Here is a 16,861-nt window from a genome sequence, read left to right on the forward strand (position 1 = left end):
TCGTATCAGCTGCGGGCAAGCGTCAGCGCCTGCTGCAGATTGGCGGCATCGTCGAGGGCCAGCGACTGCAGGCCGTCGGCGATCCGCTTGTTGAGTCCCGTCAGCACCGAGCCGGGACCGCATTCCAGAAACGCGCCGACGCCATCGGCATGCAGCGCGCGGATCGTTTGGGTCCAGCGGACCGGTCGGTAGAGTTGTTCTTTCAGCGCTTGCCGAATCTCGTCCGGCGCGACGCGCGCCTTGGCATCCAGATTATGGAAGACCGGAATGGCAGGCGGTTGAACGGACGTTTGATCAAGCCGCTCCGCCAGCGCATCGGCGGCGTTGCGCATCAGCGAGCAGTGCGACGGCACCGAGACCGGCAGACGCTTGACCAATTTGGCGCCATTGGCCTTGCCGTTGGCCTGCAGCCAGTCCAGAGCGGCCGCATCACCGGCGACGACGACCTGCCCCGGCGAGTTGTAATTGACCGGCTCAAGCACGCCATCCCCCGGATAGCGCGCGCATAGGGCCTCGATCTGTTCGTCGTCGAGCCCCAACACGGCGGCCATGCCGCCCGTGCCTTCGGGAACGGCGGCCTGCATCAACTGGCCGCGCAGTTCGACCAACTTCAAGGCGTCGGCGAAACGCAGGCTGCCCGCGGCCACCAGCGCGGTGTACTCACCTAGACTGTGCCCAGCCAGCGCGGTCGGAGATGGCGGCTCCTGCTTGCGCCAGACGCGCCATAGCGCGATGCCGGCCGCCAGCAGCGCTGGCTGCGTGCGCTCGGTGCGGTTGAGTTCTTCGGCCGGGCCTTCGCCCACCAGTTTGGCCACATCCCAACCGAGCACGTCGGAGGCTTCGCGGAATGTGGGCTCGATTTCGGTGACGGCATGCTTGCCCAGCATCCCGACGGCCTGCGAACCCTGGCCAGGAAACAACAACGCATACTTCATCTGGTCTTGCTCTCCCAAAGCGGTCGTTGCCGCGATATCGAATGCGATTACCGTAATTCTGGCGATGCCCTCAGCTTGCCGGCCGTCTCGCAATCCGCGCGCGGCCCGCGTCAAGCGCGGCGTACAGCGCGGCGGCCAAAGCGCCAAACAAGTGGGATTCGGTGACGACATGTCCCCCGATCGCCGATTCATCAGACAGCGGCGCGCCCGCGATCTGCTCGAACACCAGCTTGCCAATCAAAAACGCGAGGCATCCCATACTTACCAGGTCGCGCTGGCGAACCTGTGGCAACAAGCCCAGCACAAACAGACCGTGGATGACGCCCGACATGCCAACGTAGCGGGACAATCCCGGCGTGTATCCGTAGAGGCACAGCGACATCAAGATACCAATGAAGGCGACCCGCGCCAGCAGCGTCAGTACCCGGATTCGCTCGGGACACAACAACACCAGAACGACGAGCCCCAGTTCGTTGAGAAACCAGTGGTACCAGCCCAAGTGAACAAAATTGGCGGTCAGCAGCCGCCACCACTGCCCTGCTTCGATGGCCGTCCGATCAAAGCCGAATAGCGCTCGGACGGGCGCACCGCCCAGTTCGGTCAGCAACAACAGGGCCATCAGCAACAGCGGCGCCCGCCAGACGGCCACGGCGAACGCCGGCATCGCGGCGTTGTCAGAAGCCTTTGTTATCATCCTGTGCTAACTCCAGCGACTCAACGGCAAAACACTCTATGAGCATCATTGACCGGACGCGCTCAGGCGCAGCCCGCCTGAACCCTGCCTCTCGCCTTGCGCGCTCCGCTCACCCGACCCGGATGCACGGCTTCACCCTAATCGAGATCATGGTCGTGGTCGTGATTCTCGGCATCCTTGCCGCCGTCGTCGTGCCCCGCATTATGGACAGGCCGGATGATGCCCGCATCGTCAAGGCCAAGCAGGACGTTCGCGCACTCGAATCGGCGCTCAAGCTCTACAAGCTCGACAACTTCGTCTACCCGAGCACGCAGCAGGGACTCGAAGCGTTGGTCGCACCCCCGACCGGTGAGCCGCTGGCCAAAAACTGGAAGAAGGACGGCTACCTGAGCAAGATGCCGAATGATCCCTGGGGCAATCCGTATCAGTACCTGTCCCCCGGTGTGAAAAGCGAAATCGATATCTTCTCGCTGGGCTCGGACAACCGCCCGGGTGGCGAAGGTGCCGCCGCCGACATCGGCAACTGGAATCTGGACGGCTAAGCGCGCGGCCACGGCTCGGTCACCGGCATGCGGCATCAGAGGCGGGACCACGGCTTTACGCTGATCGAGATCATGGTCGTCATGGTCGTGATCGGCATCTTGGCGACCTTTCTAAGCCTGTCAATCGGCAACCGCGCGATCGACGACCGCCTTGAGGTTGAAGCTCGCCGGATGCAGCAACTGGTGCAGTTCGCGGCCGAACAAGCGCAGATACAAGGCACCGAGATCGGCATCCGCACGACCACCGAGGGATTCGAGTTTCTGGCCATGGACAACAACGGTCTGTGGCAGAGCGTCGATGAAGGCATGCTGCGGCCACGCGCCATCGTCGAGCCGTTCTACGTCGAACTGCAGGTCGAAGGCCAGAAAGTCTCACCGGTCGCCGTCGATCGTTTGAAGGAACGCGAACAGCGCGAAGAAGACCGCAAACAGGACGCCGATCAAGCCGACGACGACGCGCGTCTTGAACTCGACAGCAAGCCCAAAAATCGCCCGCAACCGCAGGTTTTTCTGCTGTCGAGCGGAGATGCAACCGCATTTACGCTGGACCTGAAGCTCAAAGGTTTTCCGAGCTACTATCGTCTCGACTGCGACGTACTGACGCGCTGCAAACTCGACCGGCAACTGGAGCGCAGCTGACGATGTCGCCGCGTCGCGCCACCGGCTTTACGCTGGTCGAAGTGCTCGTCGCCGTCGCGGTCCTGGCCTTGGCGCTGGGCGCGGTCATTACCGGCATGGCGCGCTTCACCAGCAACGCCGGCTACTTGCGGCAGAAGACGATCGCCGTCTGGGTTGCCCACAACCGCCTGACCGAGATCGAGTTGCAGAAGTCTTGGCCCGACATCGGCAAATCCAACGGCGAAACCGAGATGGCGGGCGCGACCTGGCGCTGGCAGGTCGAAGTCAAAACCACGCAGGACGACAAATTGCGCCGCGTGGACCTGGAAGTGCTGGCACCCAAAGCCGGAAACAGCACGCAGAACGACGCGGTCATCGCATCGGTTTCCAGCTTCGTGGCCGAACGATGAGCGCCACTGGAACACCGACGCGGCAGCGTGGATTCACGCTGCTGGAAGTGATCATCGTCGTGCTGATTTTCGCAATCATGTCGGCGATGGCCTACGGCGGTCTGAACAGCGTGCTGAAGACGCGCGTGGCCGTCGAAGCCTCGATGCAGCGCACCGCCGATCTGCAGCGCGCCTACATGCGCATGCGCACCGATTTCCAGAACTTGGCGATTCGCCCGATCCGCGACAATTTCGGCGACACGCAGCCAGCGCTGCTGGGATCGAGAGACAACGTTGTCGAGTTCACGCGAGGTGGATGGCGCAACCCGCTGTACCTGCCGCGCAGCAGTTTCGAACGCGTCGCTTACCGACTCACCGACCATAAGCTCGAACGCGCCAGCTACCGGGTGCTAGACCGCGCCCAGGATTCCGAGCCGGTCCGCATTCCGCTGCTCGACAACATCGACGACTTCAAGCTGCGCTATATGGATGAGTCGCGCGAGTGGGTCGAACAATGGCCGGTGCAGAATGCGAGCAACTCATCGGGCAACGCGACTGATCCGAAACCGCCGCTGGCCGTCGAGTTGACGCTGGTGACCAAGGACCTCGGCGAGTTGCGCTTCGTGTTCAAGCCGGGTTCCAACCCCGTTCCACAAGGCCTTAACACCGTGGCGCCCCCAACCGGCGGCACGGGTGACACCGGCAATGGCGCCGGATCGCCTCCGCCCTCCGATCCCGACCCAGCACCGGCGCCCGATGCACAGCCCAGCGAATAAGCGGCCCGCCGGGCAACGCGGCATCGCGCTGATTACCGCGTTGCTGATCGTATCGCTGGCCGTGATCGCTGCGACCGCGGTGCTCAGTGCCGGCAGCCTGGCGATACAGCGTACGGCGACCTTGCAGGAAACCGAGAAGTCCTGGTGGTATGCCGTTGGCGTCGAGTCTTGGGTGACGACGATCCTGGCGCGCGATGCGCGCCAGAACAAATACGACGCGCTGAACGACATCTGGGCGCAGCCGGTGGACTTTCTCCCCGTCGAGCAAGGATTTTTGAGCGGCCGCATCGTCGATCTTCAGGGTCGCTTCAATCTGAACAATTTCGCGGTCGCGGACCCGGCCACGTTCAAGCAATGGCAGGACATCTTCACGCGGCTGTTCGAGCAACTGAAGCTGGAGCCGCAGTTGGCGCGCCCAATCTCGGAGGCCGTACGCGACTGGATCGATACCGACCAGGATCCGACGCCCTACGACGGCGCCGAAGACAATGAGTACCTGTCGGCCCGCGCGCCGGCATTACCGCATCGTGCAGCCAATCGACTGATGATGAGCGTCACCGAGTTGATGGCAGTCAAGGGCATGACCCGCGAGATCTATCAGGCGCTGCTGCCCTACGTCAGCGCACTGCCACTCAGCGATACGACGATCAACGTCAATACGGCGCCCGAGCCTTTGTTAAGGGCGCTGACGCTCAAGCCAAGCGCGGCATTCGAGGAGTTCATTCGCGAGCGCGTGCAGAAACCAGCGGAAACCAAGAGCGAGCTGACCAGCACTCAAGTACTGGTTGCTCAAGATGCCGATCCGGCTCGATACGACATCAGCAGCCGGTTCTTCCAGCTGCGTGCCGAGGCCGCTATCGGCAATTCTCGTGTGGCACTATATGCGCTGATTTTCCGCCCTTCGCAGGGCGTGCCTCTAGTGCTGTCCCGCACTACCGACAGCGAATAAGCCCAGACCCCACATCCACGTGCGCGAGATCTTCTACATCCGCCTTCCGTCCGGCGTATCCGCCGGCGACCTCGCCGAAGCGCCCGTGGACTACGGCGCCGCCCCGACCGAAGGGACGGCGCTGATCGACGCCCAGCGCGCGCCTTTGTCGCAGGCGCTGGACCACGCCGGCAGCCGTCGCATCGTGCTGATCGTGCCGGCCGCCGACGTGCGGTTGGCATCGGTCAGCGTGCCGGCGCGTCAGCCGGCCAAGGTGCTCGCAGCGGCTCCGTACCAGCTCGAAGACCAGCTCGCCGACGACGTCGAGACGCTGCATTTTGCGATCGGCGCCCGGCAGAGCGATGGCAGCAATCCGGTGGCCGTCGTTGCGCGTCGCCAGATGGATCGTTGGCTCGCACCGCTGCTGGAGCGCGGCCTGAAAGCCGACGCGGTCTATCCGGAGTCGCTGGCGCTGCCGCATGAAGTCGACGAAGGGGCCTGGACCGCGCTGATCGAGGCCGAGCAAGTGGTCGTGCGCAGCGGCGCCTACTCCGGTTTCAGCTGTTCGCCGGATGATCTGAGTTTGTACCTGCAGATGGCCGACCCGGAGCGCAGCCGCCCGCTACGCCTGTTGACTCTTGCCAGCGCCGATCTCGACTTCAGCCGTATCGACTGGCCGCTTGAACTCAGGCCCGGCTACTCCAGCGCGCTTGATGCCTTCAGCCGCCATCTGCAACCGGCACTGAGCATCAATCTGCTGCAAGGCGCGTATTCGCAAAGCCCTTCGCTGCAGCGGCACTGGCTGCCGTGGCGACCGGCCGCCGCCCTCGCTGCGGCCTGCCTCTTGGTGGCATCGGTGGCTTACCTGATTCAAAACGCCCAGCTGTCCCGCGAAATCGCCGCTCAAGACGCTGCCAACATCAGCCGCTTTCAGCAGCTGTTTCCGAGTCAGACCCGTATCGTCGATCTCAGTGCGCAAGTCGACCAGCAGCTGCGCGCCATCAGCGGCGCAAGCCGCAACGGCGGCGTATTTCCGCTACTGGAAGTCTGGGCTCAGGCACTGGGCGCAAACCAGGGGTTGAAGATGCAGAACGTCCAGTACCGCGACGGCGCTCTGTATCTGGCGCTGCGGGCGACGGACCTGCAGGTCGTCGAACGTTTGCGTGAATGGTTTGCGAGCCAGCGTGGCACGGCACTGGAAGTGCAGTCGGCCGATGCGGGCAACGATGGCGTGCAAGTGCGCCTCAAGCTGAGTCCTGCCTGATGGCCAATGCTGCCCTCCAATCCGCGATTGCCGATGCCCGCAGTCGCTACCGCCAACTGGCGCCTCGCGAGCGGGTGCTGCTGGTCGTCGGTGGCGCCGCGGTACTGCTGACATCGATCTACCTCGGGTTGATCGAACCCGCCGTCAACGCGCACGCCAGCCGTATTGCGGCCCTCGCGTCGTCGCGGGCGATCGCCACCCAACTCGAGTCGGCTGCGGCGGCGGTTGCTGCCGCCGGACCCAAGTCAGGCGCGGGCCAGATGGGTCGCGGCATGTCGCTGCTGGCGGCCATCGATCAGTCCACGCGCGGCGGCGTACTGACCAAGCCGCCCGAGCGCATGCAACCCGAAGGCGAGCGCGAGGTGCGCGTCTGGTTTGACGACGTGCCTTTCGACAGCCTGGTGCGCTGGGTCGCGTTGCTGCAGACGCAGTACGGCGTCACCGTCCAGATGCTCGACATCGAAGCCCAGCCCGGCGCCGGCCTGGTCGATGCGCGGCTGTCCCTGACGCGCGCAAGCTGAAGGTCGCCATGAAGACTCGTTGGCTGGTTCTGTCGTGCGTGTTGGTCTTTGTCTACACGGCAATCACGCGTGCGCCGTTGGGCGTGATCTACGGCTACTTCAAGCCGGCGTCCGGTGCGGCGTTCGATCTGATCGGGCTCGAAGGCAATCTGCAGCAAGGCGGCGCCGCAGGCGTGATCGTCGGCAATCAAACGGCGCTGCGTGACCTGCGCTGGACGATGCTGCCGCTGCAATTGCTGATCGGTCGAGCTGCATTCGACCTGTCCGCCAGCGGCGATGGCCTGCTGCTCGCAGGACGCGTAGCACAGAGCATCAGCGGCCAGACGCATATTCATGACCTGACCGCGAGCGGCTCAATCAAGCCCTTGCTGGCCGCATTCAAGCTGTTCGTTCCGGTCGACGGCACCCTGAGCCTGGACCTACAGCAGATGAGCCTGGCCCAAGGGCTGCCGACCACGGCCGAAGGTCGTGTCGACCTTAAGGGCCTGCAGTGGAAGCTGGCCCGCGACCCGATGCCGCTCGGCGATTTCTCGGCCGTCGTTGCGCCAACGGATCAGGCGCTGACGGCCACGATCAGCGCCGACCGCGGCCCGCTCGACGCCAGCGGCGACGCGCGCCTGCTGCCCGATCGGCGCTATGAACTGCATTTGCAGATCAAGGCCAAGGCCGATGCACCGCCCCCGCTGGTCAACATGCTGGCGAACCTGGGCGCACCCGACAACCAGGGCTATTACCACATTCGTCGCAGCGGACAGCTCGCAGCACCCGCAGCACCGGCAGCGGCTGTGACCGATGGAGCCTCGCCGTAATGCCGGCCACCCATGCCGACTGGTCGCCGCACATCGTCGTGGCAACCGTCGTCGAGCGTGACGGTCGGTTTCTGCTGATCGAAGAGCGGATCAATGAGCAGCGCGTACTCAACCAGCCGGCGGGCCATTGGGAGCCCGGCGAAACGCTGGTCGAGGCGGCTCGGCGGGAAACGCTGGAAGAAGCCGGCTGGGACGTCGAACCGACGCATCTGTTGGGCGTCTATGAATGGCAGCCCGCCAGCCTGCCCTACCCGTTTGTCCGCTTCGCGTTCGCCGCAACGCCGCTGCGCCACCATCCCGACCGGCCGCTGGACGCCGGCATCGAGCGCGCATTGTGGATGACGCCCGACGAGATTCTTCAGGCCGAGCCACGCTGGCGCAGTCCGTCGGTGCAGACCTGCATCACCGACTTTCAGGCAGGTGTCCGCTATCCGCTGGACTTGATCCGGCACCTGGCGCCATCGCGCTGATCTGCCGATGAGTGGCGCCGGTGCACATGTCGTCGTGGGTTTGTCCGGCGGCGTCGATTCAGCCGTATCGGCCTATCTGCTGAAGCAACAAGGCTACCGGGTGTCGGGCTTGTTCATGGTCAATTGGACCGACGACGAGCAGGGCTACTGCACCGCCGCCGACGACTTCCAAGACGCCCGCGCCGTTTGTGAAGAGCTGCAGATTCCGTTGCATCGCGTCGATTTTTCGGCCGAGTACCGCGAACGCGTGTTCCAGCACTTCTTGGCCGACTACGCCGCTGGCAAGACACCCAATCCCGACTTGCTGTGCAATCGCGAGGTGAAGTTCCAGCCGTTTCGCGAGCATGCGCTGCGCTTGGGCGCCGACTACGTTGCCACCGGCCACTATGCCCAATTGCAGCAGGCCCCGGATGGCCCGCGACTGCTGCGCTCGGTGACCGAGGACAAGGACCAGACCTACTTTCTTGCGCTGGTTGCCCGCGCGCAGTTCGAGCGCGTGTTGTTTCCAATCGGGGGCCTGACCAAGCCGCAGGTCCGCGAGATCGCCGTCAAGGCGGGGCTGCCGAACCATCGCAAACGCGATTCCACCGGTATCTGCTTCATTGGCGAACGCGAATTTCGCGGGTTTCTGCAGCAGTACTTGAAGCCGGATCCGGGCGATATCGTTGACGATAACGGGCGCACGATAGGCCGGCATCAAGGCCTGATGTACTACACGCTCGGGCAACGCCGAGGCCTGAACATCGGCGGTGTGCGCGGTGCTCGTGAGGCGCCGTGGTTCGTCGTCGCCAAGGACAGCGCGCGCAAGCAGCTGCACGTGAGCCAAGATCCGCAGCATCCGCTGCTGATGAGGATGGCGCTGCGGACAGTGCCGTTTTCATGGATCCGCCGGCCCCCGGTGACACCGCCGCGGTTGCTCGCCCGGATCCGGCATCGCCAGACGCTGCAAGGGTGCACGGCCACGATCAATGACGACGGGCGGGTTGACGTGGTGTTCGAGCAGGCTCAGCGCGCGGTGTCACCCGGCCAATACTGCGTGCTGTATGACGGCGAGGAATGCCTCGGCGGCGGCGAGATTGAAGCGGCGCTACGTTAGGCGCCAGCGACGAACTCAGCGCATCAGGTTTTGACCGGCGTCAGACGATCATCCGCTGGTACGACACTGCCCCACTGCTTGCACGACGGGCACTGCCAGAACAGAAGGCCGGGGGCCAAGCCACAGCTGGTGCAGCGATAGCGGGTACGCGCCGACGCCGCGATCCGCAACGCCTCCTGCAGCGTGTTCATGGCCAGCGCCATGCTTTCGTCCTGCGGCGGTTCAATGACCTTGAGCAGTTCCTCGAGCAAGGCCCAGCGCGGGTTGGCAGCGAAGGACTCGGCCAGGAAACGCGCCGGATTGCTGCCGGTTTCGCGCAGCAGCCGAGCCTGCGCCAGTACGCTGACGCTGACCGTATCTTCCGCGTCCAGCTCCCTTAGAAACTCCAGGAACTCCGGCAGTTGATGCTCGGCTTCCGAGCAGCGGAGCAAGGGTTCGACGATTTCCGGGATGTACCGCAGATCCTGCTCCGGGACGCGGCGCAAGGCCTTGATCGCACCGAGGCGATCGCCTTTGGCTTCGAGCACCGAACCGAGCAGCAGATTGGCCCGAACGCAACCCGCTTCTTCGTCGAGCGCGCGCAGCGCCAGGCGTTGCGCCTCATCGAGATTCTTGGCGCGACGCGCCTCGTCGGCCAGCTCGCAGTAATACTGCGCCGTGATCGCCTGGCGCGGCTGGGCAGCCACCGCCTGCAGACGCCGGCTGGCATCGATCGCGCGCCGCCACTCGTGACTCTGCTCGTGGATCGATACCAATGATTCCAGCGCCGAGGTCACGTGCAGTCCGCGCTGGCTCAAGGCTTCGAACAGGGTTTCGGCCCGGTCGATCATGCCGGCCTTCAGATAGTCGAGTGCCAGCTCATAGCGAGCGCGGTCGAATTGGTCGGGCCGCAGCGGTGCCCGCTCGACCAATGCCTCGTGAACGCGAAGCGCCCGGTCCACTTCGCCGCGCTTACGAAACAGCGCCCCGAGCGTCAGGTGCAGTTCCACGGCCTGGCTGTCGAACTCACCGACACGCAGCAACGCTGCCAGCGCCTGGTCCGGATCATCGGCGACCAGATGGCTCATTCCGGCCATGGCCTCCGCCGTGGGGCGATCGTCGTCAGCAGCTCCGGGGCTGCCGGGACGCCCCGGGCGACCCCGGATATACCAGCCGAGCGCGATCCCGAGCGGCAGGATCAACCAGGCGGCGACGCTATCCGACATCTTTCAGCGGAATGTTGCGCAGCGATTTCAGTTCGGTCTCGGCGTCGCGCAGTTGCTTGCGCAGGCGCCTGGCCTCGCCTTTCAGCGCCAGGATCCGGGCCCCGCAGACCAGTAGCGTCAGCAGCACCGCGATGAAGAAATCGGCCAGCACCAGCGCGATCAATGGCAGCTCGATCTGTCCGGCCAGGTAATCAAAACGAATCGGCTGAGCGTTGAAGTAGCCGATCGTGGCGCCTGCGCACAACACCAGCACCAGGACGACGGTGACGAATATCCGGTACATGATGGTCTTCCTTGTTCAGTGGACGGGCCGACACCTGCGGCAGCCCGCCAAGGCGCTCGGTAACGACAGACTCAGTCTGATGCGCTGTCGTTGACGCGCTCACGCATCTCTTTGCCCGGCTTGAAGTGGGGCACATGTTTGGCCGGGATCGTGACCGCTTCGCCGGTTTTCGGGTTGCGTCCAATCCGGCTCGGCCGATGGTGCAATGCAAAACTGCCAAAACCGCGGATTTCCACCCTGTCCTGCTTCGCCAAGGCCATGCTGACACGGTCCAAGATCAACTTGACCGCCAACTCAACATCCTTGTGCATCAGGTGGGTCTGCCGCGCGGCCAGACGTTCGATCAGCTCCGACTTCGTCATATTCAGTAAGGGAATGAGGCCGCAGCGTTGACGATAGAGAAAAAAGAAGGGCCGCGCAAGCGCGGCCCTTCGATTTTTCCCAATACTTCTGGGTAGATAGAGCGAGCAGCTTAGTTGTCGTTGCCGCCCAGCTGATCCTTGAGCAGGTCGCCCAGCGACGTCTTGCCGGTGGAGGCGTTGCGGGAGTATTCCTGCACGATCTCGGCTTCTTCCTGGATTTCCTTCTCGCGAACCGACAGCGTCACGATGCGGCTCTTGCGATCCACACCGATGAAGCGGGCTTCCAGCGTGTCGCCTTCCTTCAGGACCTTGGTGGCGTCTTCAACACGCTCGCGCGACAGGTCGTTGGCCTTGATGTAGCCCTCGACGCCGCCAGCCAGTTCGATGACCGCACCGCGGGTTTCGACCGACTTGACCGTGCCCTTGACCATCGCGCCCTTGGCGTTCTCTGCCATGAACTGGGTCAGCGGGTCCTGAGCAACCTGCTTGACGCCGAGGCTGATGCGCTCACGGGCCGAGTCGATCGCCAGCACAACGGCGTTGACTTCCATGCCCTTCTGGTACTTGCGCACGGCGTTGCTGCCGTCGTCGTTCCAGTCCAGATCCGACAGATGGACCAGGCCGTCGATGCCGCCATTGAGGCCGATGAACACACCGAAGTCGGTGATCGACTTGATCTGGCCGGTGACCTTGTCGCCCTTCTGGTAGTTCTGGCTGAACTCTTCCCACGGATTCGGGACGCACTGCTTCATGCCCAGGCTGATACGGCGGCGTTCGCCGTCGATATCCAGGATCATCACCTCGACTTCCTGACCGATGGTAACGGCCTTGTTCGGGTTGATGTTCTTGTTGGTCCAGTCCATTTCGGACACGTGGACCAGGCCTTCGACGCCCGGCTCGATTTCGACGAACGCGCCGTAATCGGTGATGTTGGTGACCTTGCCGAACAGGCGGGTCTTTTCCGGGTAGCGGCGGGCGATGTCGACCCACGGATCGGCGCCCAGCTGCTTCAAGCCGAGGCTGACGCGACGACGCTCGCGGTCGTACTTCAGCACCTTGACTTCGATTTCCTGGCCGACCTGAACGACTTCCGCCGGATCCTTGATGCGCTTCCAGGTCATGTCGGTGATGTGCAGCAGACCGTCGATGCCGCCCAGGTCGACGAACGCGCCGTACTCGACGAGGTTCTTGACCACGCCCTTGAGGACGATGCCTTCCTGGAGGTTGGCAAGCAGGCTGTCGCGCTCAGCGCTGTACTCGGCTTCGAGCACTTCGCGGCGGCTGACAACGACGTTGTTACGCAGACGGTCGAGCTTGATGACCTTGAACTCGAGCGGCTTGCCTTCGAGGTAGGACGTGTCGCGGACCGGGCGAACGTCGACCAGCGAACCCGGCAGGAACGCGCGGACCGTGCCGATGTCGACGGTGAAGCCGCCCTTGACCTTGCCGGTGATGATGCCGATGACCGTTTCCTTGCCGTCGAACGCCTTCTGCAGGCGCTCCCAGGTCTTGATCCGCTCGGCCTTTTCCTTGCTGAACTTGGTTTCGCCAAAGCCGTCTTCGACGGTTTCCAGCGCCACTTCCACCTGATCGCCGACGGCGATGCTGAGGACTCCGTCGACCATGAACTCGGCGATCGGGATCACACCTTCGGACTTCAGGCCCGCATCGACGATGACGACGTCGGGCTTCAGCTCCAGCACGATCGCGTTGACGATGGTGCCCGGCTGCATGGACTGGCCACCTTTCAGGCTGGCTTCAAATAGTTCGGCAAAAGACTCAATCATTCATTGACTCGCATAATCCTGCCCGGGACGGAGGCGGCAGTCGTGTTGGATATCAAAGGCCGCATCCGTTTACGGCCCAGACCCCAGCAACGCAAAACAGCACAGTCCAACAAGTTTTCAGGCTTGGAGGAAACCCCGATCCTTTAACAAATCGTCAATACGTTCAGCCACTTGAGTGGGACTCAGGAACGTCGTGTCGATCAGGATCGCGTCACTTGCAGGCACCAATGGCGCCACGCTGCGAGTGCGGTCCCGCTCATCGCGGGTGCTTATTTCGGTGGAGAGGTCTTCCAATATAGCGCTTTGACCGGCAGCGCTCAACTGACGCAAACGCCGCCGCGCTCTCTCCTCGGCACTCGCGGTCAGGAACAGCTTTAAGGCGGCGTCGGGAAATACGACGGTGCCCATATCGCGTCCATCGCCGATCAAGCCGGGCGCGACCCGGAAATCCTTCTGACGCTGCAGCAGTGCGGCGCGGACGGCCGGTGCCGCGGCGATCTGCGACGCCAGCCCGCCCGTGGCCTCGGCGCGTACCCGATCGCGAAGATTGCGTCCGTCGACCCAGATCGCTTCGTTGTCCTCGTGGTCGCCGGTAAACCGGATATCGAGCTTGGGCGCCAGCGCTGCAACGGCGTCGGTGTCGCGCAGCGAAACACCGGCATCGACGGCCGCCAGCGCGAGAATCCGGTACAACGCGCCGCTGTCGAGGCGATGCCAGCCGAGCTTTTCGGCCAGGCCACGCGACACGGTGCCCTTGCCGACGCCGGACGGACCGTCGACGGTGATGACGGGGACTGCACTGCTGCTGTTCATGGGTGGCGTCTCAAGCCGAGGTCAACGCCGCGAGTCGCAAAAAATAGTCCGGGAACGTTTTGGCCACGCAGCCCGGATCATGGATTCGCAGGGGCACGCCACAAGCAGCCAGCGAAAAACTCATCGCCATCCGGTGGTCGTCATAGGTGTCGATCGCCGCGGTCTTCAATACCGCCGGCGGCGTGATGCGCAGAAAATCCGGGCCCGCTTCAACGGCGGCGCCGAGCTTGGCGAGTTCGGTCGCCATCGCGGCGATGCGGTCGGTTTCTTTGACGCGCCAGCTTCCTATGTTCTTCAACACGCAAGGGCCGTCGGCAAACAGCGCCATCACGGCTGCCGTCATGGCGGCGTCCGGGATGTGGTTGAAGTCGGTGTCGAATGCAGCGGGACGAAACCCGCCGGCCAGCCCGGCCGACTGCACTTCAGTCCAGTCCTCGCCTTGTGTCACGTCCGCACCCATGGCGCTGAGCACGTCGATGAATCGCACGTCGCCTTGAAGGCAGCTGCTGCCCATGCCGTGGACGCGAACCGGTCCGCCGGCCAGCGCGCCGAGCGCAAGAAAATAGGAAGCCGAAGAGGCATCGCCCTCGACGTGGAAGCGGCCGGGTGCCAGATACCGTGCGCCGGCCGCGACGGTGAAACGCGGCGTACCCGACTCCGTTTGCGAGCGCTCAACGGTGACGCCGAAGCGCTGCATCAGCGCGATGCTCAGGTCGATGTATGGCTTGGAGATCAGTTCGCCTTCCACGTCGACGATCAAATCGTGCTCGCGCGCCAGTAGTGGCGCTGACTGCAGGATGCCGGTCAGGAACTGGCTGGAGGCGTCACCGCGTACGCGAACCGGCTGAGTCGATCGCGCCTGCGCTGGCTCGATCAGCAACGGCGGGAAACCATCCTGCTGCGAATAGGTGATCTGCGCGCCGAGCGGACGCAAGGCGTCGACCAAGTCGCCGATTGGGCGCTCATGCATCCGCGGCACGCCGGACAACCGATAGCGTCCCTCCATGAACGCCAGCACGGCCACCAGTGTGCGCACCGACAGGCCGGAGTTGCCAACGAAGATGTCGGCTTCGCGGATCGGAAAGCGCGCTGCGCCTCGTACCTGCCATTCATCGCCGTGCTGCTGCAGCGGAACGCCGCAGGCTTTAAGCGCCTCGCGCATCACGCGCGCGTCATCGGAGTCGAGCAGCCCGCTTAAGCACGTCTCGCCATCAGCAAGCGCTGCGAGCAGCAGCGCGCGGATCGACACGCTTTTGGAGCCGGGCAGGTAAAGATCGCCGCGGGCACTCCGGATTGTCGCCAGATCGAGGAACGACGATGCCGTCGCAGCAGCGCTCATTCGATCTGCGTCAGGTAATGCTCGCGCGCAGCACGCGCTCGCTCGAAAGTGGCTTTCATTTCATCCCAGCGGCCGGACGTGATCATGTCCTGCAAGGCTTGTAGGTCGGCGATCTGTCGCGTCAACAGATCGCTGACCGCCGCTGCATTGGCGCGCACGATGTCGTGCCACATTTGCGGCGAGCTGCTGGCGATCCGCGTGAAGTCGCGAAACCCGCCACCGGCGTTCGGGAAGATCCCGGCGCTGTCATCGAGCTTGCCGATCATGTCGACGAAACTGTAGGCGAGAACGTGAGGCAGGTGCGACGTGGCGGCGAAGATCAGGTCGTGCTGCGCCGGCGCCATTTCGACGACCCGCGCACCACAGGCCTCCCAGAGCCGACGCACCGTCGACAGCGCAACGGCGTCCTGACACCGATGCGGCGTGAGAATCACGCGATGTTTGCGGAACAGGTCGGCCAGCGAGTTCGACACGCCGCTCTTCTCGGTTCCCGCGATGGGATGGCCGAGCACGAACCACGGCGGCAGTTCGCCGAAAACCTGCTCGACATCGGTCGCGACCGACTGCTTGGTGCTACCGACGTCAGTGACGATCGTGCCCGGCCGCAGTGCATCGCGGATCGCGCTCAGCGCTTCGACGGTCCGCAGCACCGGCACGGCAACGATGACCAGATCGGCTTCGCGCACGCAGGCGGCTGCGCTTGAGTGCGCCGTGTCGATGACACCAGCGGCCAGTGCGTCTTCGCGCTGACGCGGGTCCGGGTCATAGCCGCTGATGCGGCCGACGACGCCGGCAGCGCGCAAGGCGCGCGCCACCGAACCGCCGATCAGACCCAGGCCGACGACGGCCAGATGCGCAGCCAGCATCGCCGAATCAGCCGCGCTGCGTGCCGAGCACGTCGCGCAGTGCGTCAATGAAGCGGTTGTTTTCACTGCGGGTGCCGATGCTGACGCGCAGGAAGTTCGGCAAGCCGTACGAGGCCATCGGCCGCACGATGATGCCGCGCTCGAGCAGGCCTTGATGCACCGGCGCCGCGTTGCGAGCAAAGTCGATCGTCAGGAAGTTGGCCTGCGACGGCAGGATCTTCAGACCCATCGACTGCAGCAGCGGCGGCAGGCGCAGCCGCTCCGCCGCATTGAGTTCGACCGACTCGCGCACGTGGTCTTGGTCGGCCAGCGCCGCTTCGGCGGCAATCAGTGCCAGCGCGTTGTTATTGAATGGCTGCCGCACACGGTTGAGCAAATCGGCAACCGCCGGGTGTGACAACGAATAGCCGACGCGCAGCGCCGCAATGCCGTAGATCTTCGAGAACGTGCGGCACACCAGCAGGTTCGGATACCGGTCGAGCCAGGCGCGCGCATTGGAGCGCAACTCCACATCCTGGTAGTCGAAATAGGCCTCGTCGAGCGCCACGATCACGTGCGGCGGCACCGTGTCGAGGAAGGCTTCGATCTCCTGCGGCGTATTCCAGGTGCCGGTCGGGTTGTTCGGGTTGGCGATGAACACCAGGCTCACGTCCGGGCGCGTCTTCAGCACGCGGGCGAACGCGGCCAAGTCGTGGCCGAACGGCATCGTCGGATGATCGGCCGGAAACGCCGGCACGATGACGGCCTCCGCGTTCTGCGCCTGAGTGGCCAGCGAGTAAACCGCGAACGCGTAGTCCGAGAACATCACGGCGCGGCCCGGGCCGGCATAGATCCGCGACAGGAATTCCAGGATGTCGTTGGAGCCGTTGCCGAGCGTGATCTGCTCGGGCTGCACGTCGTGATACCGGGCAATCGCCTGTTTCAGTGCGTAGCCGCTGCCATCCGGGTACAAGCCCAGATTCTGGTCGGCCGCCGCCGCCGCAACCGCCTTGCGCACCGCCGGGCTTGCGCCCAGCGGGTTCTCATTGGACGCCAGCTTGAGTACATCTTTGATGCCGAGCCGGCGTTGCAGTTCGTCGATCGGCATGCCGGGCGTGTAGGCGTGCAGAGACAGCACGCCGGGCAATGCATTCTGCGTCAGGCTATCAACCAGGCTGGTCATGA

General features: G+C 64.1%; 20 protein-coding genes. 10 read left to right on the plus strand and 10 right to left on the minus strand.

Features of this window, described 5'->3' with window-relative positions:
• Window positions 1-5: 5 nt before the first annotated feature.
• Together fabD and rrtA are read right to left on the minus strand one after the other, a co-directional pair.
• Complete coding sequence (fabD, locus tag BUB09_RS11145) at window positions 6-935, minus strand: ACP S-malonyltransferase (RefSeq protein WP_072897699.1); 930 nt, start codon at window positions 933-935, stop codon at window positions 6-8.
• Window positions 936-1,005: 70 nt separating this feature from the next.
• Window positions 1,006-1,599, minus strand: a complete 594-nt coding sequence (gene rrtA, locus BUB09_RS11150) for a rhombosortase (protein WP_245793259.1) — start codon at window positions 1,597-1,599, stop codon at window positions 1,006-1,008.
• 152 nt (window positions 1,600-1,751) lie between these two features.
• Between rrtA and gspG the strand changes: the two genes are divergently transcribed.
• From gspG to mnmA, 10 genes are read left to right on the plus strand one after another with little or no spacing between them, the layout of a single operon-like run.
• Window positions 1,752-2,171 (plus strand): type II secretion system major pseudopilin GspG, encoded by a 420-nt coding sequence (gene gspG / locus BUB09_RS11155; protein ID WP_072897701.1) that lies wholly within the window; start codon window positions 1,752-1,754, stop codon window positions 2,169-2,171.
• Window positions 2,172-2,198: 27 nt separating this feature from the next.
• On the plus strand, window positions 2,199-2,810 hold the full coding sequence (locus BUB09_RS11160; protein WP_072897703.1) for a pilus assembly FimT family protein: 612 nt from the start codon (window positions 2,199-2,201) through the stop codon (window positions 2,808-2,810).
• Window positions 2,811-2,812: 2 nt separating this feature from the next.
• Window positions 2,813-3,199 (plus strand): type II secretion system minor pseudopilin GspI, encoded by a 387-nt coding sequence (gene gspI, locus BUB09_RS11165; RefSeq protein WP_072897705.1) that lies wholly within the window; start codon window positions 2,813-2,815, stop codon window positions 3,197-3,199.
• Window positions 3,196-3,954 carry a type II secretion system minor pseudopilin GspJ gene (gene gspJ, locus BUB09_RS11170; protein ID WP_072897707.1) on the plus strand — a complete coding sequence of 253 codons (759 nt, stop codon included), beginning with the start codon at window positions 3,196-3,198 and terminating at the stop codon, window positions 3,952-3,954. Before gspI ends, gspJ begins: the two co-directional genes overlap by 4 nt.
• Complete coding sequence (gene gspK, locus BUB09_RS11175) at window positions 3,935-4,903, plus strand: type II secretion system minor pseudopilin GspK (RefSeq protein WP_175550180.1); 969 nt, start codon at window positions 3,935-3,937, stop codon at window positions 4,901-4,903. Before gspJ ends, gspK begins: the two co-directional genes overlap by 20 nt.
• A gap of 19 nt (window positions 4,904-4,922) precedes the next feature.
• Window positions 4,923-6,146 carry a type II secretion system protein GspL gene (gene gspL / locus BUB09_RS11180; protein ID WP_072897709.1) on the plus strand — a complete coding sequence of 408 codons (1,224 nt, stop codon included), beginning with the start codon at window positions 4,923-4,925 and terminating at the stop codon, window positions 6,144-6,146.
• Window positions 6,146-6,667, plus strand: a complete 522-nt coding sequence (locus tag BUB09_RS11185) for a type II secretion system protein M (RefSeq protein WP_072897711.1) — start codon at window positions 6,146-6,148, stop codon at window positions 6,665-6,667. The genes gspL and BUB09_RS11185 overlap by 1 nt, the downstream gene beginning before the upstream one ends.
• Window positions 6,668-6,675: 8 nt before the next feature.
• Window positions 6,676-7,476, plus strand: a complete 801-nt coding sequence (locus BUB09_RS11190; protein ID WP_072897712.1) for a type II secretion system protein N — start codon at window positions 6,676-6,678, stop codon at window positions 7,474-7,476.
• Window positions 7,476-7,946 carry an NUDIX hydrolase gene (locus BUB09_RS11195; protein ID WP_072897714.1) on the plus strand — a complete coding sequence of 157 codons (471 nt, stop codon included), beginning with the start codon at window positions 7,476-7,478 and terminating at the stop codon, window positions 7,944-7,946. The genes BUB09_RS11190 and BUB09_RS11195 overlap by 1 nt, the downstream gene beginning before the upstream one ends.
• A 7-nt stretch (window positions 7,947-7,953) precedes the next feature.
• Entirely contained in the window at window positions 7,954-9,042 is a 1,089-nt protein-coding gene (mnmA, locus tag BUB09_RS11200; RefSeq protein ID WP_072897715.1) for a tRNA 2-thiouridine(34) synthase MnmA, read from the plus strand.
• A 23-nt stretch (window positions 9,043-9,065) separates the two neighbouring features.
• Here mnmA and BUB09_RS11205 read toward each other — a convergent pair whose 3' ends face one another.
• The 8 genes from BUB09_RS11205 to hisC form a co-directional block, all read right to left on the minus strand.
• On the minus strand, window positions 9,066-10,118 hold the full coding sequence (locus tag BUB09_RS11205; RefSeq protein ID WP_175550181.1) for a tetratricopeptide repeat protein: 1,053 nt from the start codon (window positions 10,116-10,118) through the stop codon (window positions 9,066-9,068).
• A 118-nt stretch (window positions 10,119-10,236) separates the two neighbouring features.
• Complete coding sequence (locus BUB09_RS11210) at window positions 10,237-10,530, minus strand: LapA family protein (protein WP_072897719.1); 294 nt, start codon at window positions 10,528-10,530, stop codon at window positions 10,237-10,239.
• 71 nt (window positions 10,531-10,601) lie between these two features.
• Window positions 10,602-10,892 (minus strand): integration host factor subunit beta, encoded by a 291-nt coding sequence (locus tag BUB09_RS11215; protein ID WP_072897730.1) that lies wholly within the window; start codon window positions 10,890-10,892, stop codon window positions 10,602-10,604.
• Between the two features lie 110 nt (window positions 10,893-11,002).
• Complete coding sequence (gene rpsA / locus BUB09_RS11220) at window positions 11,003-12,679, minus strand: 30S ribosomal protein S1 (RefSeq protein WP_072897732.1); 1,677 nt, start codon at window positions 12,677-12,679, stop codon at window positions 11,003-11,005.
• A gap of 117 nt (window positions 12,680-12,796) precedes the next feature.
• On the minus strand, window positions 12,797-13,492 hold the full coding sequence (gene cmk / locus BUB09_RS11225) for a (d)CMP kinase (RefSeq protein ID WP_072897734.1): 696 nt from the start codon (window positions 13,490-13,492) through the stop codon (window positions 12,797-12,799).
• A gap of 10 nt (window positions 13,493-13,502) precedes the next feature.
• Window positions 13,503-14,831: a 3-phosphoshikimate 1-carboxyvinyltransferase gene (gene aroA, locus BUB09_RS11230; RefSeq protein WP_072897736.1), complete on the minus strand. Its 1,329-nt coding sequence runs from the start codon at window positions 14,829-14,831 to the stop codon at window positions 13,503-13,505.
• A complete protein-coding gene (locus BUB09_RS11235) occupies window positions 14,828-15,697 on the minus strand; it encodes a prephenate dehydrogenase (protein ID WP_072898022.1) in 870 nt (289 codons plus the stop codon). The genes aroA and BUB09_RS11235 overlap by 4 nt, the downstream gene beginning before the upstream one ends.
• A 7-nt stretch (window positions 15,698-15,704) precedes the next feature.
• Window positions 15,705-16,859, minus strand: coding sequence for a histidinol-phosphate transaminase (gene hisC / locus BUB09_RS11240; RefSeq protein WP_072897738.1), 1,155 nt, complete (start codon window positions 16,857-16,859; stop codon window positions 15,705-15,707).
• Between the last annotated feature and the right edge of the window lie 2 nt (window positions 16,860-16,861).

The organism is Hydrocarboniphaga daqingensis (assembly GCF_900129825.1).
GTDB lineage: Bacteria > Pseudomonadota > Gammaproteobacteria > Nevskiales > Nevskiaceae > Hydrocarboniphaga > Hydrocarboniphaga daqingensis.